Annotated in this window: 4 protein-coding genes; 3 read left to right on the top strand and 1 reads right to left on the bottom strand. The window is 44.6% G+C overall.

The window, feature by feature from the left end:
• Positions 1-509 (bottom strand): thiol peroxidase (gene tpx, locus Q0238_RS00570; protein ID WP_297941834.1); only part of this gene is annotated, 509 nt, incomplete at its 3' end.
• A gap of 89 nt (positions 510-598) precedes the next feature.
• Here tpx and Q0238_RS00565 point away from each other — a divergent pair.
• The 3 genes from Q0238_RS00565 to Q0238_RS00555 all read left to right on the top strand — a co-directional run.
• Positions 599-2,077, top strand: coding sequence for an NINE protein (locus Q0238_RS00565; RefSeq protein ID WP_297941832.1), 1,479 nt, complete (start codon positions 599-601; stop codon positions 2,075-2,077).
• 60 nt (positions 2,078-2,137) lie between these two features.
• Entirely contained in the window at positions 2,138-2,581 is a 444-nt protein-coding gene (locus Q0238_RS00560; protein WP_005872982.1) for a DUF805 domain-containing protein, read from the top strand.
• Between the two features lie 217 nt (positions 2,582-2,798).
• The coding region (locus Q0238_RS00555; RefSeq protein ID WP_297941830.1) for a ChuX/HutX family heme-like substrate-binding protein at positions 2,799-3,097 on the top strand (299 nt) is incomplete at its 3' end.

Genomic DNA, 3,097 nt, shown 5'->3' with positions numbered 1-3,097 from the left:
TTGCGAGCGACGAGCTCTGCAAAATCTAGCGCTGCGTCGTAGTCGGGCTCAGAGGCTATGTCGCTTACGAGCTCTTTATAAACCACGACGCCTGCGGTATCTATGACGAAGATTGCTCTGGCGCTAAGACCTGCTAATGCGCCGCTGGCGATGAGAGTGCCGTAACGGCGGCAAAATTCCTTATCGCGGAAATCGCTTGCAACGCGTAGATTTTTGATCCCCTCAGTCGTGCAAAACCTCCCCATCGCAAACGGTAAATCCATCGAAACGACGATTACTTCGGTGTTAGGAAGCGATGCGGCGCGCTCGTTGAACTTACGTGCCTCCGTCGCGCAGACGGGCGTATCTAGCGACGGCACGGCGACGATAATTTGCACGTGCTTGCCGTTAGCGATCTCAATTTCGCTTAGATCCTGAGCTACTAAGCGCACTTGCGGCGCGCGATCGCCTAGATTTATCTCTTGCCCGCTTAACTCTACGGGCTTTCCTTGAAATGTTACTGTTGGCATTTTTGTCCTTTGTTTTGAATTTGTAGCAGCGAATATACAAAAATTCCTTAAATTTCAGGTAAAATTGCTTTAAAAATCAAGGACAGCAGATGGGCGAAGATATTTGGGGCGGCAGCAGTAATCCTGCATCGCTAGCCAGTATAAGACATAAAAGTGGCGAAGAGAAAAAGCCTCTGGACGAGAAACCACAGGAGCAATCTGAGAATTTAGATTTAGCGCAAGAAGCTCTTGCGGCGGATGATACTAGCGAGCAAAATTCTGCGGCTCAGAATTCTATAGAGCAAGATTCCACTTCCACAAGGCAGAATTTTACGCCACAGAATTCTACGGAGCAAAATTTAGCTTTTGCAGCTCAAGACTTGGATGAAGAAAATTCTATTTTACGAGATTCTGCCGCGACAGGCTCTAGCGAGCAAGATTCTAACGCTAAAAGTTTGAATTCTACCGAAGATGCTACGAACTCGCAGAATTTTGCAGAGCAGAATTCCACTTGGCAAAATTCAGCTTCCTTAAATTCCGATAGAATTAGCTCTACGCAAAGCTCAGCTAGGGCTTACGATCTAAATAAGGCCTACGTATTTTATATGTTCCTCGGGCCTTTCGGTGCGCATAGATTTTATCTTGGGCGTATAATCTCCGCGATTTTTCAGCTTTTAGGCGGGCTGCCATTTCTCATCTGGCTTTTTTTAGTAGTGGTTGCTGTCATGTGGACGAGTATAGAAGGTAACGAGCTATTGGCGCTTGTAAACTCATCTCGTCCGGATTTAGGCGTGCAAGCATCAGACCTAAAGGATATAAAACAGAGCTTTTTTCATTTTATGGTTATTTTCTCGGTGCCCAATGTTTTATTTTTAATCTGGCTTATTAGCGACTTTTTTAGGTTGCCTGATATGGTGCGAAAGCTAAATGTATCCGTAGGCGCGGGAGCAATCCTGTATGTTTATGCGGATGACGCTAAAGAGCAGAGCGAAAATCTATCTACTGCCAAAACTACCCTTTACATAGCGTTTGGGCTTGAGGCGTTAAATGCGGTAGGCAGATATATCAAGAATGTAGATAAAGTAGGTGCGTTGGAAGGCGTCGGACTTATATCTATGATATGCCTAGCTGTAGGGTTATATTTTTTAGCGCGCGCTATACGCAGCACGGATCTGCTATCAAACGCCGTGATAGTCGGGGTTTCCTCGACTATAAGTGCAGTAAGCACTATATTTGTAGGATTTGAATTGTTTAAACCATCAGTTTTTATGATAAGCATTTATTGCGTATGCACAGCGGTATATCTGATCTATCAGCTACTAGTTAGTAAAGAGCTTTATGATTGTAGCGGAGAGAAAAACTATCTAAGAGCGTTTTATGTTATTGCAGCTACGGAGATAGTAACTCTAGTCTTGATAGCGCTTGACTCGCAGCTTTTTGCCTTAGTATTTGCCATAGGGTGGTTAGCTTCGGTAGTTTTAAATGTTTCGGCGGTTTATGGCACTAGGGAGGTTACCGCTTCAAAAGGCGGCTACGGCCTAGCGCATCTGGCGTATCACGTAAGGCAGATGAATAGGCGGGAGTTTTAGGTATTTAAATTTAAGGGGCGATTAGTATAATCCTACATTATTTTAAAAAAGGAGTTTAAAATGACTTTTATGGAGTCTGTGCAAACTTGCGTAAAGCAAAAATACGCCGCATTTAGCGGGCGAGCATCAAGGTCGGAGTACTGGTGGTTTTTTCTATTTACCGTGCTTGGCGGGATTGTTTTGAGCTTGATAGATGGCGTTTTAGGCACTACGATAGGGTATAATCAAATAATAGCCGGCAAAATCGTCCATCAAGAAATCGGCATTATAGATGCGCTTTTTCAGCTAGCTATGCTCGTGCCAGCCATCGCCGTATCGGTCAGGCGACTACATGACACGGATAGAAGCGGCTGGTTTTTTCTGCTTATTTTAACGCCGATCGTGGGTGCTTTTTTCGGCGATATCGGGCTTTTGGTATCATTTGTGGGTTGGATAGTGCTGCTTGTATTTTTCGTGCAGCGCGGCGATAGCGGGTCCAATCGCTTCGGATACGATCCGCTATGATAAAGCTCTAAAGATTTGCGGAATTTTAGAATTCTAAAATTCCGTGCAGATAAAATTTTTTGCATCACCACGCAAAATTCTACGCATAAGCACTTTGCAGCACTAAATTTTTCTTCAAATAAGCTTTGGAAATTCTCTTTAATTGATTGCCGTTATCTGTAACTTAGAATTTTTATATTATAATGGCGCTCAAAATTTTATTTTAGAAAGGATGAAAATGAAAGAAAGAATCGAGGCGCTGTTTGCGCAAAACCCTAAAATTTCGATCGCGCAGATCTGCAAGGAGCTCGGCGCCAAGGAGATCGACGTGCTGCTAAACCTACCCGAGCGCTTCGGAAAGAGCGCGAACGGCGATAAATTCTGCGAGGTCATTAGGGAGCTTGAGGGCTGGGGTGAGGTGCTTTTCGTAAAAAATACGCCGAGCTTCATCATCGAGTTTAAAACCAAGATCCCAAGCGGCAAGAGCGCGCGCGGATATTATAATTTCGGCATGGGCGCAAACGGCGATGAGGCGCA

It is taken from the genome of uncultured Campylobacter sp., from assembly GCF_938045775.1.
Classification (GTDB): domain Bacteria; phylum Campylobacterota; class Campylobacteria; order Campylobacterales; family Campylobacteraceae; genus Campylobacter_B.
The sequence above is the reverse complement of the archived record's forward strand: the minus strand, read 5'-3'. Positions and strand labels throughout refer to the sequence as shown.